This is a genomic window from Georgenia satyanarayanai, assembly GCF_900116375.1.
In the GTDB taxonomy this organism is placed as follows: Bacteria; Actinomycetota; Actinomycetes; order Actinomycetales; family Actinomycetaceae; genus Oceanitalea; species Oceanitalea nanhaiensis.
On record NZ_UETB01000006.1, the window covers coordinates 79352 to 94743 of the forward strand.

A 15392-nucleotide genomic window follows, 5' to 3' on the forward strand; every position below is an offset into this window, starting at 1 on the left:
GCTCAGACGAACGGCACCACGACGGCCACGGTGAGGACGAGCAGGCCCAGGGCCAGCCACCGGTAGTTGAGATACCAGGGCTTCTCGCGCAGCTCCGTGCTCTCCGCGCGCCACGTGCGGCGGTCGAAGGTGACCTCGGCGATCGCGGCCGGGTCCGGTGCGGGCTGACGCAGCGAGACCGCCGTCAGCACGGCGGCGCTCGCGACGACCATGATGCCGGTGGCGTAGAGGAAGTGGACGCCGTGGAGCTCGAGCATCTCGCCGCTCACGAATCCGGCGGCCCCGAGCGGGGTCATCACCACCATGGTCCAGAAGGCCGCTGAGGCGGTGGCCCGCTTCCAGAAGATGCCGCCGAGGAGGACGACGACGAAGGGCATCGTCACGTAGCCGAGGAAGGACTGGAAGTACTCCACGAGGGTGTCGAAGGACAGGATCACCGGTGCCCAGAGCACGGCGATGACCATGAGGACACCGACGAGCACGCGGCTCAGGCGCAGCAGCGTCTTCTCGCTGTACTCCTTGTCCCGGGTCTTGACGAAGTCGTTGACCACCAGGCTCGCGGCGCCGTTGAGCACGGAGTCGAGGGTGGACATCAGCGCCGCGATGAGGGCGGCGACCACCAGGCCGCGCAGGCCGACGGGCAGGTACTCGAAGATGAGTGAGGGCCAGGCGAGGTCGGGGTTGTCGAGGTCCGGGAAGACGTCGCGGGCGAGGATGCCGGGGAAGACGAGCAGGACGAGGAGCGGCAGCTGCATGAGACCGGCGAACAGCGCGCCCCAGCGGCCGTGGTCGAGGTTCTTCGCGGCCAGCACCCGCTGGACGACCACGTGGTTGGAGATCCACACGTAGAACCCCAGGAAGACGGCTCCGGTGAGGATGCCGGGTGCCGGGAGGAAGTCGTCGTCGGCCGGGCGGGCGAGGGAGAAGTCGTCCCCGGGAGCGAGCTCGGGGAAGACCGACCAGTTGAAGTCGAACTGGGCGAAGACGATCACGAAGATGACGCCGGCGGCGAGGAACAGCAGGATGCCCTGGATGGTGTCGGTGATCATCACGGCCTTGAGCCCGCCGAGGATGACGTAGACCCCGCCGAGCAGCGCGATGATGACGATGTGCACCATGAGGGGCACGTTGGGGAACAGCAGGTTGAGCACGAGCGCGCCGGCGAACATGCCGCCGGCGGAGTCGATGAGCATCCCGGTGACGACGGTGAAGCCGGAGAACGCGTAGCGCGAGCGCCGGTCGTACCGCTTCTCGAGGAACTCCGGGACGGTGCTGATCTTGGACTGCAGGTAGATCGGCAGGATGAGGACCGCGAAGACGATGAGGACGAGCGTGGCCATCCACTCGTAGTTCCACACCGCGATCCCGGTGTCGTAACCGGCGCCCGCCAGGCCGAGGAACTGGGTGCCGGAGAAGTTGGTGACGATGAGGGAGAAGCCGACGAGCGGCCAGACCATGCCCCGTCCGGCGAGGAAGTAGTCGCCGGAGGTCGTCGTGCTGCGCCCGGCCCAGTAGCCGATCGCGATGATGCCCAGCACGTAGACCCCGATGATGACGAGATCGATGGTCGCCAGCTCGAACTCCGGCACGTCCCCTCCCACGGCGCGTCGGTGAGCCCCCTACGGGGTCCGGTCCCGGGGCCAGCCTGCCAGCGGCAGGGCGTCCGCGCCCGCCGAGGGAGGGGTGGTGGTCAGCGGCGGGGGCCGGGCTGTCCGTCCTCGTCCTCGGCGTCCTCGTCGGTGGTCGGCTCGGGCGCCGGGGGCTCGGCGGGCTGCTGCCGGCCGAGACCGGCGAGGAACTCCGGGTCGTCGTCCGGGGCCAGCGGGCGCGGCGCGGGCCGGCGCGGGCCGGGACGTGAGGGGCGGCCGACGGGCGCGCTGCCTCCGCGGACCTGGCCCGCGGCCTGCCGGGTCGCCCGGCTCACCACGAGCCACGCGAGCGCGCCGGCGCCGGGGAAGACGACGATGAGGATGGCCCACAGCGCCTTCGGCAGTCCGCCGGGCATGTCGGCGTTGTTGGTGCGGACGCAGTCGACGAGGGCGTAGACGACGAGGGCGATGAGGGCGATGAACAGGAATCTCAGCATGTCTCCTCCAGCCTATGTCGTGGAGGGACTCGCCGGGGGGCGGGCCGTGAGGGCGACGTAGGCTGGTCGCGTGCCCATCCTGCGTTACACGCTCCTGCGCCTCGCGCTGATCGCCGGCGCCTTCGCGCTCCTGTGGCTGCTCGGCCTACGCGGCTGGCTCGTCGCCGTCGTCGCCGTCGTCGTCGGGGCGCTGCTGTCCTACCTGCTGCTGCCGCGCCAGGCCGACGCCGCGGCCGCCGTCATCGCCGAGCGCCGCCGCCGGACGGCGGACTCCCTGGACGAGGCCATCGCCCAGGACGCCGCCGAGGAGGACGCGATCGTCGACGGCGAGGACCGCCGGACCGACTAGAGGAGGAGCCCCAGGCCGAGGAGCACGCCGTAGCCGAGCTCGAGGAGGCCGGTGTCGCGCAGCACGACGATGAGCTGGCGCCCCTGGGCCCCGCCGAGGACCACCCGCGCCAGGCGCACGACCAGCGGCACGAGCAGGAGGGTGAGCAGCGCCCACGGGTGGGCCGCGGCCACGGCGAGGGCGAGGACGAGCGGCACGGCGACCATGGCGACGTAGCCGAGGCGCGCACGGCGGTCCCCGAGGCGCACCGCCAGCGTGCGCTTGCCCGCGACGGTGTCGGTGGGGATGTCGCGGACGTTGTTGACCATGAGCAGCGCGCAGGCGATGAGCCCGATGCCCACCGCCGCTGCCAGCGCCGCCCACGACACGGCCAGTGCCTGGGTGTAGGTGGTGCCCAGGGTGGCGACGAGCCCGAAGAAGACGAACACGCCCACCTCGCCGAGGCCGCGGTAGCCGTAGGGGTTGCGGCCGCCGGTGTAGTACCAGGCCGCGACGACGCACAGCGCGCCCACCGCGACGAGCCACCACGTGCCCGCCAGCGCGCAGAGCACCAGGCCCAGCACCGCCGCGAGCCCGAAGGACGCGAAGGCCGCGCGCCGTACCGTGCCCGGGCGTGCCGCGCCCGAGCCGGTGAGGCGCGGGGGGCCGGTGCGGACGTCGTCGGTGCCCCGCACGCCGTCGGAGTAGTCGTTGGCGAAGTTGACGCCCACCTGGAGGGCGAGGGCCACGCCGGCGGCGAGCAGGGCGCGCAGGACGGAGCCGGAGCCCAGGTCGTAGGCGGCGCCGGTGCCGACGAGGACGGGGGCTGCGGCGGCGGGGAGCGTGCGGACACGCGCGCCCTCCACCCAGTCGGCGAACGTGGCCATGGAGCTCCTTGCTGGGGGACGGCGACCAGAATATCCGCCCTCAGCGCATGCGCTCGGTCCGGTGGTCCTCCACGGCGAGGAGCTCGGCGGCCAGCCGGGCGGCCGTCAGCCGGTCGACCTTGCCCGGCCCCCGCAGCGGCAGCTCGGGCAGCCGCACGAGCGCCCGCGGCGCGTGGTGGCGTCCCAGCCTCGCCGCGACGTGCTCGCGCACCTGCTCCAGGCCGGGCACGCCGTCACCCACGACGACCGCCGTCACGAGCGCGCCCCAGTGCTCGTCGGGGACACCGACGACGACGCACTCCCCGGCCCCGGGCAGCTCGCCCAGCGCCTGCTCCACCGCGGCGGTGGACACGTTGAGCCCCCCGGAGAGGACGACGTCGTCGAGGCGGCCGAGGACGGTGAGGGTGCCTCCGGCGAGGGAGCCGCGGTCGTTGGTCCGCAGCCAGCGACGTCCGTCGCGCTCGCGGAAGGTGTCGCGGTCGGCGGCGTCGTCGTCGAGGTAGCCGCGGGCGAGGACGGGACCCGCGAGCCAGATCCTTCCCCCGGCGTCGACCTCGACGTCGACGCCGTCGAGCGGCACACCGTCGTAGACGCAGCCGCCGCCCGTCTCCGTCATCCCGTAGGTCGTGACGACGGGCACACCGGCGTCCCGGGCGGCGGTGAGGAGCGCGCCGGCGGTGCGGGCGCCGCCGACGAGGACCGCCGCGAGGCCGCGGAGGGCGGCGACGGCGTGCTCGTCGGCCATGACGCGGGCCAGCTGGGTGGGGACGAGGGAGAGGTAGCCCGGGACGTCCGGGCGCAGGCGGCGCACCGCGGCCGCGAGGTCACCGGCGCGGAACCCGGCGGAGGTGTCGAGGACAACAGGCTCGGTGCCCGCGACGACCGAGCGCACGAGCACCTGGAGGCCCGCGACGTGGTGGACCGGCAGGCAGGCCACCCACTGCCCGGGGCCGGCGAGCCGTGCGGAGGTGGCGCGGGCCGAGGCGACGAGCCCGGCGCCGTCGAGCGCGACGAGGTGGCCGGTGCCCGACGTCGAGCCCGAGGTCGCGACGAGGGCCGCGACCCCGGCGGGTGCCGTGGGGGCGGGCGGCACGGGCGCCTCCGGGTCCACCACCCGCAGGGCCGGTGCCGTGCCGTCCAGCGCCGCGGGCAACGACGCGAGCACGGCGGTCACGGCGGGCACGCCGGTGCCCCCGGGCAGCACGGTGGCCGGGCGGCCGTCCTGGGACCTCATGCCGCCAGGCTATGGCTCCGGCGCGGGTACCGTGAGCCCCCGGAACCGACAGGGAGGACGACATGGCAGGACGGCACCGCCGGCTCGCGGCACTCACCCTCGCGGCACTCGCGCTCACGGGCTGCGCCTCCTCGGCGCCGCGCGAGACCGTGACGCCGAGCCCCGCCCCGACGACGGTCGCACCCACGGCCGAGGCCGTCCCCACGTGGCCGCTCACCGGTGTGCCCGGCGAGGACGCCGAGGAGCGCCCCGCCGTGGCCGTCAAGGTCGAGAACACCGCCATGGCGCGCCCCCAGACGGGGCTGGAGGAGGCCGACGTCGTGTGGGAGGAGATGGTCGAGGGCGGCATCACCCGCTTCAACGCCGTCTTCCACTCCCGCCTCCCCGAGGTCGTCGGGCCGATCCGCTCCGTGCGGCCGATGGACGCCGGCATCGTCGCCCCGCTCGGCGGACCGCAGGTCATCTCCGGCGGCCAGCCGCTCTTCCTCGGCTCGGTCCAGGAGGCGGGCGTCCAGCTCATCTCCCACGACGCCGGGCACGCCGGCTTCTTCCGCAGCGCCGACCGTCGCGCGCCCCACAACCTCTACGGCCGTCTGCCCGAGCTGCTCACCCAGGCGGAGGCGGCCGAGCCACCGCCCGAGCAGTTCAGCTTCGCGGCCGACGGCGAGGAGGCCACCGCCGTCCTCGAGGGCGAGCCGGCCACCGCGCTGCGACTGAGCTTCCCGCAGACCTCGCCCGGCTGGACCTGGGACGGCGGCGCGGACCGCTGGCTGCGCGACGAGGCGGGGGAGCCCGCCACGTCGGTGGCCGGGGACGTCCTCGGTGCGGAGAACGTCGTCGTCATGCGCGTGGAGGTCGTCGCGTCCGAGGGCCGCGACCAGTCCGGCGACGCCGTCCCGGAGACGGTGATGACGGGGACCGGCGAGGCGCTCGTGGCCTCCGGCGGACGGGTCGTGCCCGCCACCTGGTCCAAGGCGGCGCTCGGGGAGCCCGTCACCCTCACGACGGCCGCCGGCGACGACGTCGCGCTCGCGCCCGGGACGACGTGGGTCGAGCTCGTGCCGGTCGACCGGGGCGGGGTCGACGTCCAGCGCTGAGCGCGGTCGTGCGAAAGGGGGAGATCGGCGTCATGCCCGGGCAGGACGGCGATCCGCCCGAATCGGTGCTGGTGACCGATGGTTCGGCACTGTGAGGAACGGCATGCTTGTTCCTGTGACCGCGCTCCACGAGCTTCTTCCGATGTCGTAGGGGGTGTGGCAGGCACGGTAACGGGGGGCGTGCCCGCTTCACGCAGGAGTGGAGGCCTGCGCGACGCGGCACGTACAAGGCTGTACCCGCAGCGGCTGACAGGGATGGAGGGCCCGGGCGCTGCGGGTACAGCCGCTTTTTTGTGTCAGTAGTAGTACGGGAAGCGTGACCAGTCGGGGTCGCGGCGCTCGAGGAAGGCGTCACGTCCCTCGGCGGCCTCGTCGGTCATGTACGCCAGGCGGGTGGCCTCCCCGGCGAAGACCTGCTGTCCGGCCAGGCCGTCGTCGACCATGTTGAACGCGAGCTTGAGCATCCGGATCGCCTGCGGTGACTTGCCCGCGACCGTGAGTGCCCACTCCAGCGCCGTCGACTCGAGGTCTGCGTGGTCGACGACCTCGTTGACCACGCCCCAGCGCTCGGCGTCCTCGGCGGAGTACTCGCGGGCGAGGAAGAAGATCTCGCGGGCACGCTTGTCCCCGGCCTGGCGGGCCAGCAGGCCCGAGCCGTAGCCGGCGTCGAAGGAGCCGACGTTCGCGTCGGTCTGCTTGAAGCGGGCGTGCTGGCGGGAGGCGAGAGACAGGTCGCACACGACGTTGAGCGAGTGCCCGCCGCCGGCCGCCCAGCCGCTCACCGCGGCGATGACGACCTTCGGCATGGTGCGGATGAGGCGCTGGACCTCGAGGATGTGCAGCCGGCCGGCGCGGGCCGGGTCGATCTGCTCGCGGCGCTGCGCGGTCCCGGCCAGCGGGTCGGCGTCCTCCGTCTCGTACCGGTAGCCGTCGCGCCCCCGGATGCGCTGGTCCCCGCCGGAGCAGAAGGCCCAGCCGCCGTCCTTGGGGCTGGGCCCGTTGCCGGTGAGGATGACGGCGGCGACGTCGGACGTCATCCGCGCGTGGTCGAGGGCGCGGTAGAGCTCGTCGACGGTCTGCGGGCGGAAGGCGTTGCGGACCTCGGGCCGGTCGAAGGCGATGCGGACCGCGGGCAGGTCCCGACCGTCGCGGACCGCGCGGTGGTAGGTGAGGTCGGTGAGGTCGAAGCCCTCCACCGGGCGCCAGGCGCTCGGGTCGAAGGGCTGGTCGGTCGGCACGGGCTCACTCATGCGCACCAGCCTAGGCGGCGTCCTCCGCGGCACGCTCTGCCGGTACGCTCGTGCCGTTCGTGGTACGCGTGTACTGGAGGTGTGGGATGGCGTGGGTCGTGCTGATGGCGTCGGGGCTCCTCGAGGCCGGGTGGGCACTGGCCCTCAAGGCGTCCGAGGGCTTCACCCGGCTCTGGCCGAGCGTGTGGTTCGTCCTCCTCGCAGGCCTGAGCTTCCTCGGGCTCGCGTACGCCCTGCGCTCGCTGCCGGTCGGTGTCGCGTACGCGGTGTGGACCGGCATCGGGGCCGCCGTCACGGCGACGATCGGCATGGTGTGGCTCGGCGAGGGCGTCTCGGTGCTCAAGATCGTCTCGATCGCCCTCGTCATCGCCGGGATCGCCGGCCTCCAGCTGAGCGCCGACAGTGCGGTGGCGGACACGGCCACCGCCCCCGGGGCGGTGACCAGCGGTGAGTGACCCGGCGGGCGAGCAGGGCAGGGGTCCGCGGCGGCGGGCCGAGCTCGTCGAGGCGGCGGGTTCGCTCATCCTCGAGCAGGGCCCGGCGCAGGTGACCCACCGGCGCGTGGCTGCGCGGGCCGGTGCGTCACTGTCCGCGACGACGTACTACTTCCGCGACCTCGAGGAGCTGCGGGGTGAGGGCGCCCGGCTCATCGCCGAGCTGTGGGCCGAGCAGGCCGAGTGGGCTGCGGAGCGCGCCGAGGAGGCGCGGCCGGACCGCGAGGAGACTCTCGACCTCCTCTGTGACGCCCTCCTGCCCCCGCCCGCGGGCGTGCGCGGCCACTACGAGCAGCTCGCCGGCGCCGGGCGCAGCACGGCCGTCGCCGCGGCCTACCGCGACGGGCGGCAGACGATCCGCACCGCCGTCGGCCGTGTCCTCACCGCCGCCGGGAGCGCCTGCGTGGCGGAGGTGGCGCTCGCGGTCGTCGACGGCGCGGTGCTCGCCGCCCTCAGCGACGGCCGCGACCCGCGCGCGGAGGCCCGCCGCCTGCTCGGCCTCGTCCTCTGAAGGTCCGGTGCGTGCGGTCCCGCCCTGGTCCTGCTCGGGTAGCGCCGCCCGGCCTATCCTCGGGAGGTGACCTCCTCGCCCGGGCGCCGTGCCGTCCCGCCGCCCGTCGCCGTCTGGTCCAGCCCGATGACCACCCGCTTCCGCGGCCTCACCACCCGTGACGGCGTGCTGCTGCGCGGCGAGGCCGGCTGGGGGGAGTTCTCCCCGTTCTGGGACTACGACGACGCCGAGTCGCGCCCGTGGCTCGCGGCCGCTCTGGAGGCCGCCGAGCTCGGCTGGCCCTCCGCCGTCCGGGACCGCGTCCCCGTCAACGTCACCGTCCCCGCCGTCGGGCCCGAGGAGGCCGCCGCGATCGTCGCGGCGAGCGACGGCTGTCGCACGGCCAAGGTGAAGGTCGCCGAGCCCGGCCAGGACGTCGGGGAGGAGCAGGCCCGGCTCGAGGCCGTCCGCGACGCCCTCGGCCCCGGCGGGCTCGTCCGCATCGACGCCAACGCCGCCTGGGACCTCGACACCGCGCTCGCGCGGCTCGCCCTCCTCGACCGTGCCGCCGGCGGCCTGGAGTACGCCGAGCAGCCCTGCCCCACCGTCGCGGACCTCGCCGCCCTGCGCCGCCGCACCGACGTCCCCATCGCCGCCGACGAGTCGATCCGGCGCGCGGCGGACCCCCTCGCCGTGCGGCGGGCCGAGGCGGCCGACGTCGTCGTCCTCAAGGTGCAGCCGCTCGGCGGCGTGCGCGCCTGCCTGCGGCTGGCCGAGGAGGTCGGGCTGCCGGTCGTCGTGTCCTCCGCCCTGGAGTCCTCGGTCGGCATCGCCGCGGGCGTCGCGCTCGCCGCGGCCCTGCCCGAGCTCCACCACGCCTGTGGCCTGGGCACCGTCCGCCTCCTCGAGCGGGACACCGTCCCCGAGCCGCTCGTCCCGCACGGCGGCTACCTGCCCGTGACGACCGTTGCCCCGACGGAGGCCAGCCTCGCCGCCGTCGCGGCCCCGCCGGACGTGAGCCGCCGGTGGGGCGCCCGGCTCGCCGACGTCGCCGCCCTGGCGGGAGCGAGCCGGTGAACGCCGAGGCGCCTGCCGCGCTCCTCGCCCGCGAGCTCGTCACCGCTCTCGTCAGCGGCGGGGTTCGTCACGTCGTCCTCGCCCCCGGCTCGCGCAGCGCCCCGCTCGCCTACGCGCTCCTCGCCGCGCACGACGCCGGGTGGCTGCGGCTGCACGTGCGCGTGGACGAGCGGGTGGCCGGCTTCGTCGCGCTCGGCCTGGCCCGCGCCGACGGGGTGCCCGCGGCGGTGGTCACGACGTCCGGCACGGCCGTCGCCAACCTCCACCCGGCCGTCCTCGAGGCGGCGCACAGCGGCGTCCCGCTCGTCGTCCTCAGCGCCGACCGCCCCCACGAGCTGCGCCGCACCGGAGCGAGCCAGACGACCGACCAGGTCGGCCTCTTCGCCGCCGCCCCGCGCTGGGAGGCCGACCTGCCCGCGGACACGCCCCCGGCCGCCTCGCGCCAGCTGGTCGTCCGGGCGCTCGCCGCCGCCAGCGGTGCCCGCTCCGGTGACCCGGGGCCGGTGCACCTCAACGTCGCCTTCCGTGACCCGCTCGTCCCCGGTGCCGCCTGGCGGCCGGGGGAGCCGCCCGCCCGGCGTGACGTCGTCGCGGTCCGCGGGCCGGGAGGCACCGTGGACGTGCCCGCGGGTGGGCGCACCGTCGTCGTCGCCGGTGACGGCGCGGGGCCGGTGGCGGCACGTCTCGCCGAGGCGGGCGGCTGGCCGCTGCTCGCCGAGCCGACCTCGGGCGCGCGGACCGGCTCGCACGCCGTCGCCGCCTACCGCCTCCTCCTCACCGAGCTCGGCGAGGAGGTCGAGCGCGTCCTCGTGCTCGGCCACCCCACGCTCTCGCGGCCCGTCAGCGCGCTGCTCGCCCGCCCGGACGTCGACGTCGTCGTCGTCGCGCCCACCGGTGCGGTGTGGCCCGACGTCGCCGGCACCGCCGCGCGGGTCGCGGGCGGGGTGCGCGTCCTCCCCGGGGACGACGACGGCGAGTGGCTGGCGCGGTGGCAGCGGTCCGGAGCCGCTGCCGAGCGGGTGCTGGCCGCGCACGGGGAGCTGGACGGGCTGGGCGTGGCCCGCGCCGTGGCCGCGGCGGCAGCGGCTGCCCACGCGGAGGGCGGGCGGGAGACGCTCGTCCTCGGTTCGTCGATGACGGTGCGCGACTGGGACCTCGCCGTGCCGGCGCTGCCCGAGGGGATGCGTGTCGTCGCGAACCGCGGACTGGCCGGCATCGACGGCACGGTCGCCACCGCGACGGGGCTCGCGCTCGCCACGGGCGGCGCCGTCCGCGCGGTGCTCGGTGACCTCACCTTCCTCCACGACGCCGGGGCGCTGCTGCGCGGCACGCTCGAGGAGGAGGTGGACCTCCAGGTGGTGCTCCTCAACGACCGCGGCGGGGCGATCTTCGCGACCCTCGAGCACGGCGCCCCCGAGCGGGCGGCCACCTTCGAGCGGGTCTTCGGCACGCCGCAGGAGGTGGACGTCGCGGCGCTGTGCGCCGGCTACGGCGTCCGGCACACGGCGGTCGGGGGCCTGGAGGAGCTGGGCGCGGTCCTCACCGCGCCGGTCGCCGGCAGGTCCGTCGTCGAGGTGGTGCTGGACCGCAGCGAGCTGCGGCAGCAGCGCGAACGTCTCGCGGCCCGCGTCAGCGACGCCGTCCGGCGCGAGCAGGCGCCGGGCGCCTAGTCGTGGGGTGAGAACGTCACCCAGATGTGCTTGGTCGTGCCCGTCGTGTACCAGCCGACGTCCTGACCCACCCGCCGGGCGATCTGCAGCCCGAAGCCACCCGCCCCGGGGGCGCGGTGCCCGGCGAGGACCGGCACCGAGTAGGGGTCGTGGTCGGCGACCTCGAGGAGGTAGCGGCTGCCGTCGCGACCCAGGGTGACGATCGTCGGCGGGCGGCCGTGCTCGATGGCGTTCGCGGCGAGCTCGGAGGCGACGAGGATCATGCGCTCGGGCACGGTCCCCAGGGTGCCCGAGGGGGAGTCGCCGAGGCCGAGCTCCGCCCGCAGCTGCTGGCGGACCGTGCGGATCCCGTCGGCCGTGGACAGCGTCCAGCGGCGGAGCGTCTGGTAGCGGGCGGACGGGCTCGAGGGAGTGAGCCCCTCGTCGGACTCCCGGGGGTCGTCGTGGTGGGGCATGGTGTCCTTCGTCGCGGTGGGGGCAGCAGCACCGAGCATGCGGCATCCCCCGGCCGTCGGCGACCGCTGGTGGCTCAGCGCCCGGTGACTCGCCGGCGGTCGTCGGGCAGGCGGCGGGTGCGGCCCGTGCGGTCGAGGTGGGCGAGGAGCGGGAGCACCACCCGGCGGCTCGTGGCGAGGTGGCCGCGGGCGTCGCTCACCGTGAAGGGTTGGGCCAGCTCGCCCAGCCGCGCAGCGGCGAGGTCGTCGGCCCCCGCGAGCAGCACGACGCCCGGTGCCGGGCACAGGAGCAGGCCCGCCCGCACCGCGGCGCCCTGCACCTTGGGGCTCAGCCCGAGCGCGGGCAGCTCGTCCGCCGAGGGGGCCGCGAAGGGGGAGCCGTCCAGCCGCTCGTGGAGCGCCGAGACCGCGGCGCGGACGTCGGCGGGCACGTCGTCGTCGCCCACCAGCCGCACACGGCCGGCCTCGAGGCGCAGCGGGTCCCCGACGACGGCGGCCGCGAGCTCCGTCGTCGGCAGCCCCAGCCGCTCGGCCAGCGCCGCCACGGTGAGCGGCGGCTCCAGCGGCGCGGCGCTCGCGTGCTCGGTCACCACCTCCAGCGCCGCCCGCGCCGCGGCAGCAGCACGCTCGGCCGAGAGGAGCCACCCGCCGGCCGCCACGGCTCCGGTCGGGACCGCGCCCACGGGGACCCCGATCCGGGCGAGCAGCTCGACGGCCACGACGCCGCGCCGCGCGACCTCCGCCGCGACGTCCGCCTGACCGTGGGCCGCCGCCAGAGCATCGGCCCGCAGCCGCGCGGCGCCCCGGCGCTGGAGCGGCGGGGGAGCGGGGTCGAGCACGGTGACGGCCCACAGCCGCCGGGTGCCGGGGTCCCGCAGCAGCGCCCGGTCTCCCACCCGCAGCGGCAGCGGCCGCTCGGCGGTCAGCCGGGCGAGCCCGGGCCCGAGCGGGCGGTGGTGGACGCTGAGCACCGTCGAGCCGAGGTGGAGCAGCGGGCGCTGCGGCGGCTCACCGGTCCCCAGCCGCACCTCGCCCAGCCGCACGTCGACGACCTCGGTGTGGTGCCAAGCCCCCGGAGCCACGAGGACCGCACCCCGCTCGACGCGCCCCGAGACGTTGAGGGCCACGCGCGCCGGCCCCTGCGCCTCCTCGACCGGGCGACCCAGGGACTGCACCGCCCGGACCCGGTGCCCGCCGCGGGAGGAGGCGAGCCCGTCCCCGGGACGCACCCGCCCGGCGGGCAGCGTGCCGGTGACGACGGTGCCGGCCCCCGGCATGGAGAAGCTGCGGTCCACCCACAGCCGCACCGGCTCCTGCGCCGGCGGCCGGGCCAGCGCGGAGAGCATGGTGGCGAGGGCGGCGCGCAGCTCCTCGACCCCCTCGCCGGTGCGGGCGGAGACCGTCACCGCGGGGGCGCCGCGCAGGGACGTGGTCGCGAGCTCGGCCAGGGCGCGCTCGCGGGCGGGGTCGGGGTCGGCGAGGTCGGCGCGCGTGACGGCGAGGACGCCGTGCTCCACCCCGAGCGCGTCGAGGGCGGCGAGGTGCTCGGTCGCCTGCGGCATCCACGGGTCGTCCGCCGCGACGACGAACAGGACGGCCGGCACCGGGCCGAGCCCCGCGAGGGTCGTGCTGATGAAGCGCTCGTGGCCCGGGACGTCGACGAAGGCGACCTCGCCGGCGCCGGGGAGCGTCGTCCACGCGTAGCCGAGCTCGATGGACAGGCCGCGCCGCTGCTCCTCCTCCAGCCGGTCCGGCTGCGCGCCGGTCAGCGCGGTGACGAGAGCCGACTTGCCGTGGTCGACGTGCCCCGCCGTCGCGACGACGTGCATCACGCCCCTCCCGCGGCGACCGCCCGGACCGCCGCGACGACGGCGTCGTCCTGCGACGGCGGGACCGCGAGGAGGTCGAGGAGCAGACGGCCGCGGTGGGCGCGGCCGAGGACGGGCGTGGGGCCGGTCCGCAGCGGCTCTGCCCAGCCGGCGTCGACGGCGACCGCCGCACTGGCCAGCTCGACCCCGGGTGCGCCGCCCCCGCCCACCGCGGCGACGCTCGGCACCGCCTCGGCCCCGACGTCCGGCCCGAGGGCCGCCACGATCCGCCGGGCCCGCTCGAGCAACGCCGCCGCGTCCGTCTCGAGACCGGCCGGGACGGGCGGCACCGGGCCGGTGAGGGTGGCCTCGAGCGCGGCGAGGGTGAGCTTGTCGACCCGCAGCGCCCGGGCGAAGGGATGCCGCCGCAGCCCCTCGACGAGCTCCGCCTGCCCCAGCAGCAGCCCGCACTGGGGACCGCCGAGCAGCTTGTCGCCCGAGGCCGTCACGACCGTCGCGCCCGCCCGCAGGGTGGCGGAGGCCGAGGGCTCCTGCGGCAGCCGCGGATGGGGCGCCAGCAGGCCGGAGCCGATGTCCGCGACCACGGGCACGGGCAGCGTCGCCAGCTGCTCGACCGGCACGCTCGAGGTGAAGCCGGTGACCTCGAAGTTCGAGGGGTGGACCTTGAGCACGAAGGCCACGTCCCCGCCGTCGACGGCGGCCGCGTAGTCCGCCAGGCGCACCCGGTTGGTCGTGCCGACCTCCCGCAGCCGGGCGCCGACCGACTCGAGGAGCTCGGGGATGCGGAAGCCGTCCCCGATCTCGACGAGCTCCCCGCGCGCGACGACGACCTCCCGCCCCGCCGCGAGGGCGAGGGTGACGAGCGCGAGCGCCGCGGCCCCGTTGTTGACGACGTGGACGGCGCCGGCGTCGGGCACCGCCCGGGCCAGCGCCTCGAGGGCACCGCGCCCGCGCCGGCCGCGCCGCCCGGTCGTGAGGTCGAGCTCGACGTCGGTCGTGCCCGCCGCCTCCGTCAGCGCCTCGACGGCCGCCGCGGACAGCGGCGCGCGGCCGAGGTTCGTGTGGACGAGCACCCCGGTCGCGTTGACGACCGGGCGGACCGTCGTCGCCGTCGTCGGGAGCAGGGCGAGCGCGGCCGTCACGACGTCGCCCGGCTCGACCCGCCCCTGCCGGCACTGCTCGATCGCGCGGCGTGCCGCGTCCTTGACGAGCGCGGGGCCCAGGCGCTCGGCGGCCGCCAGGAGTGCGGGGTCGGCGAGGACGGCGTCGGTGCGCGGCGTCGCGCGCCGAGGATCGGGCACCACGGATCTCCCTGGGTCGGTGGCGGAGGCGGACGGGAATCGAACCCGCCTGGCCGAGGTCCTCGACCACAACGGCTTTGAAGACCGCGCCCGTCACCAGACGAGGTACGCCTCCGCGGTGCAGCCTAGCCAGCCGCGCGCCGGTGCGCAGGTGGTCGGCCGTGCCCCGGGAGACCTAGGCTGGAGGGTGTGACCACCGCCACGTACCCCGAGCTCCGCCTCACCCAGCACGCCTCCGGTGGTGGTTGCGCCTGCAAGGTCCCGCCCGGGGAGCTCGAACGGGTCCTCGGGGGCCTGCCGCCGAGCACCCACCCCGACCTCCTCGTCGGCATCGAGAACGGCGACGACGCCGCGGCCGTGCGCATCGACGGCACCCGGGCAGTCATCGCCACCGCCGACTTCTTCACCCCCGTGGTCGACGACCCCTACGACTTCGGTCGCATCGCCGCGACCAACGCGCTCTCGGACGTCTACGCGATGGGCGGCACCCCGCTCGTCGCCGTCAACCTCCTCGCGTGGCCGCGCGACCGCATCCCCTTCGACGTCGCCGCGGAGGTGCTGCGCGGGGGAGCAGCCGTGTGCGCGGAGGCCGGCACGGTGCTCGGCGGCGGGCACAGCGTCGACGACCCCGAGCCCAAGTACGGGCAGGCGGTCACCGGCATCGCCGACGCCGACCGCCTCCTGCGCAACGACGCCGGCCGCGCCGGACTGCCCCTCACGCTCACCAAGCCGCTCGGCCTGGGCGTGCTCAACAACCGGCACAAGGCCACCGGGGAGCGTTTCGAGGAGGCGATCGCCGTCATGACGACGCTCAACCGGGACGCCTCGACGGCGGCGCTCGCGGCCGGTGTCCGGGCCGCCACCGACGTCACCGGCTTCGGCCTGCTCGGCCACCTGTACAAGCTCGCGCGGGCGAGCGGCGTCAGCGCCGTCGTCGACTCGGCCGCGGTCCCCTACGTCGGCGGCGCCCGTGAGTCCTTCGCCGCCGGCTACGTGCCCGGCGGCAGCCGCCGCAACCTCGACTGGGTGCGGCCCCACCTCCTGTCCGACGTCGACGACGACGAGCTCGTCCTGCTCGCCGACGCCCAGACCTCCGGGGGTCTGCTCGTCGTCGGGGAGCTGCCCGGCCACCCCGTCGTCGGGGAGCTCGTCCCCGCCCAGGAGTGGACGGTCCGCGTGCGCTGAACCCGATCC

At 76.0% G+C, this 15392-nt stretch carries 15 protein-coding genes and 1 tRNA gene; 7 read left to right on the forward strand and 9 right to left on the reverse strand.

Features of this window, described 5'->3' with window-relative positions; all coding sequences use genetic code 11:
- Positions 1–2: 2 nt before the first annotated feature.
- Both DSZ44_RS09940 and DSZ44_RS09945 read right to left on the reverse strand, forming a co-directional pair.
- Entirely contained in the window at positions 3–1589 is a 1587-nt protein-coding gene (locus DSZ44_RS09940; protein ID WP_110852585.1) for a sodium:solute symporter family transporter, read from the reverse strand.
- Positions 1590–1690: 101 nt separating this feature from the next.
- Positions 1691–2086, reverse strand: coding sequence for a PLD nuclease N-terminal domain-containing protein (locus DSZ44_RS09945; protein WP_110852471.1), 396 nt, complete (start codon positions 2084–2086; stop codon positions 1691–1693).
- 70 nt (positions 2087–2156) lie between these two features.
- Here DSZ44_RS09945 and DSZ44_RS09950 point away from each other — a divergent pair, with 70 nt between their 5' ends.
- On the forward strand, positions 2157–2435 hold the full coding sequence (locus DSZ44_RS09950; protein WP_110852472.1) for a DUF4229 domain-containing protein: 279 nt from the start codon (positions 2157–2159) through the stop codon (positions 2433–2435).
- On the opposite strand, the gene DSZ44_RS09955 is transcribed toward DSZ44_RS09950, so the two are convergent.
- A complete protein-coding gene (locus DSZ44_RS09955; RefSeq protein WP_110852473.1) occupies positions 2432–3301 on the reverse strand; it encodes a 1,4-dihydroxy-2-naphthoate polyprenyltransferase in 870 nt (289 codons plus the stop codon). The two genes, DSZ44_RS09950 and DSZ44_RS09955, sit on opposite strands and share 4 nt — an antisense overlap.
- Before the next feature lie 40 nt (positions 3302–3341).
- Positions 3342–4535 carry an AMP-binding protein gene (locus tag DSZ44_RS09960; RefSeq protein ID WP_110852474.1) on the reverse strand — a complete coding sequence of 398 codons (1194 nt, stop codon included), beginning with the start codon at positions 4533–4535 and terminating at the stop codon, positions 3342–3344.
- 62 nt (positions 4536–4597) lie between these two features.
- Between DSZ44_RS09960 and DSZ44_RS09965 the strand changes: the two genes are divergently transcribed.
- Positions 4598–5632 (forward strand): DUF3048 domain-containing protein, encoded by a 1035-nt coding sequence (locus DSZ44_RS09965; protein ID WP_110852475.1) that lies wholly within the window; start codon positions 4598–4600, stop codon positions 5630–5632.
- A 296-nt stretch (positions 5633–5928) separates the two neighbouring features.
- Here the strand turns inward: DSZ44_RS09965 and DSZ44_RS09970 are convergent, their stop codons facing one another.
- Positions 5929–6882, reverse strand: coding sequence for a 1,4-dihydroxy-2-naphthoyl-CoA synthase (locus DSZ44_RS09970; protein WP_110852476.1), 954 nt, complete (start codon positions 6880–6882; stop codon positions 5929–5931).
- Positions 6883–6968: 86 nt separating this feature from the next.
- Between DSZ44_RS09970 and DSZ44_RS09975 the strand changes: the two genes are divergently transcribed.
- The 4 genes from DSZ44_RS09975 (at position 6969) to menD (ending at position 10613) form a co-directional block, all read left to right on the forward strand.
- Positions 6969–7337, forward strand: coding sequence for a DMT family transporter (locus tag DSZ44_RS09975; protein WP_110852477.1), 369 nt, complete (start codon positions 6969–6971; stop codon positions 7335–7337).
- Positions 7330–7887, forward strand: a complete 558-nt coding sequence (locus tag DSZ44_RS09980; RefSeq protein ID WP_110852478.1) for a TetR/AcrR family transcriptional regulator — start codon at positions 7330–7332, stop codon at positions 7885–7887. Before DSZ44_RS09975 ends, DSZ44_RS09980 begins: the two co-directional genes overlap by 8 nt.
- A 66-nt stretch (positions 7888–7953) precedes the next feature.
- A complete protein-coding gene (locus DSZ44_RS09985; protein WP_258369396.1) occupies positions 7954–8943 on the forward strand; it encodes an o-succinylbenzoate synthase in 990 nt (329 codons plus the stop codon).
- On the forward strand, positions 8940–10613 hold the full coding sequence (gene menD, locus DSZ44_RS09990; protein ID WP_110852479.1) for a 2-succinyl-5-enolpyruvyl-6-hydroxy-3-cyclohexene-1-carboxylic-acid synthase: 1674 nt from the start codon (positions 8940–8942) through the stop codon (positions 10611–10613). Before DSZ44_RS09985 ends, menD begins: the two co-directional genes overlap by 4 nt.
- On the opposite strand, the gene DSZ44_RS09995 is transcribed toward menD, so the two are convergent.
- The 4 genes from DSZ44_RS09995 to DSZ44_RS10010 form a co-directional block, all read right to left on the reverse strand.
- Positions 10610–11107: an ATP-binding protein gene (locus DSZ44_RS09995; RefSeq protein ID WP_220035151.1), complete on the reverse strand. Its 498-nt coding sequence runs from the start codon at positions 11105–11107 to the stop codon at positions 10610–10612. The genes menD and DSZ44_RS09995 overlap by 4 nt on opposite strands.
- Positions 11108–11142: 35 nt before the next feature.
- The gene (locus DSZ44_RS10000) at positions 11143–12897 is read right to left on the reverse strand and encodes a SelB domain-containing protein (protein WP_110852480.1); all 1755 of its coding nucleotides are present in this window, start codon (positions 12895–12897) and stop codon (positions 11143–11145) included.
- Entirely contained in the window at positions 12897–14198 is a 1302-nt protein-coding gene (selA, locus tag DSZ44_RS10005) for an L-seryl-tRNA(Sec) selenium transferase (protein WP_110852588.1), read from the reverse strand. Before selA ends, DSZ44_RS10000 begins: the two co-directional genes overlap by 1 nt.
- A gap of 20 nt (positions 14199–14218) precedes the next feature.
- A tRNA-Sec gene (locus DSZ44_RS10010) sits at positions 14219–14313 on the reverse strand.
- A 74-nt stretch (positions 14314–14387) separates the two neighbouring features.
- On the opposite strand from DSZ44_RS10010, the gene selD reads away from it, so the two are divergent.
- Positions 14388–15383: a selenide, water dikinase SelD gene (gene selD, locus DSZ44_RS10015; RefSeq protein ID WP_110852481.1), complete on the forward strand. Its 996-nt coding sequence runs from the start codon at positions 14388–14390 to the stop codon at positions 15381–15383.
- Positions 15384–15392 lie beyond the last annotated feature (9 nt).